Source organism: Mesorhizobium sp. M1A.F.Ca.IN.020.03.2.1 (genome assembly GCF_004023205.1).
Classification (GTDB): domain Bacteria; phylum Pseudomonadota; class Alphaproteobacteria; order Rhizobiales; family Rhizobiaceae; genus Mesorhizobium.
In genome coordinates this window covers 6,164-6,685 of sequence record NZ_RZSV01000271.1, presented here as the reverse complement: position 1 = coordinate 6,685, position 522 = coordinate 6,164, and the positions used below count along the sequence as shown (strand labels likewise).

The 522-nt window shown below is 61.7% G+C and carries 1 pseudogene; it reads left to right on the top strand.

Annotated features, from left to right (window positions below):
* Window positions 1-124 precede the first annotated feature (124 nt).
* Window positions 125-522 (top strand): annotated as a pseudogene (locus tag EOA79_RS33820) (glutamine--fructose-6-phosphate aminotransferase); the annotation flags it as partial.

Below are 522 nucleotides of genomic sequence, written 5' to 3'. Positions count from 1 at the left end.
GTGTCATGGTGCATCAGTCGTAAAACCGTTCCGGGTGACACCGAACGAAACGCAAAGTGACTTTCGCGGCAGGCCGGCCATCCCTAAATAGCGCTGGGTTTTCGCGGGGAATCGGGGGCAGCGTATGTGCGGTATCGTTGGAATTGTCGGCCATTCACAGGTCGCGCCGCTGATCGTCGATGCGCTGAAGCGGCTCGAATATCGCGGCTATGACTCGGCCGGCGTCGCCACCATCGAGAATGGCACGCTCGGCCGCCGCCGCGCCGAAGGCAAGCTCATCAATCTCGAACGCCGGCTGAAAGAAGATCCGCTGGAAGGCACGATCGGCATCGGCCATACCCGCTGGGCGACCCATGGCGTGCCGAACGAGACCAATGCGCATCCGCATTTTTCCGAAGGCGTCGCGATTGTCCACAACGGCATCATCGAGAACTTCGCCGAGCTGCGCGACGATCTCTCCCGCGATGGCTACAAATTCGCCTCTCAGACGGACACCGAGGTCGTCGCGCATCTGGTCGCGCG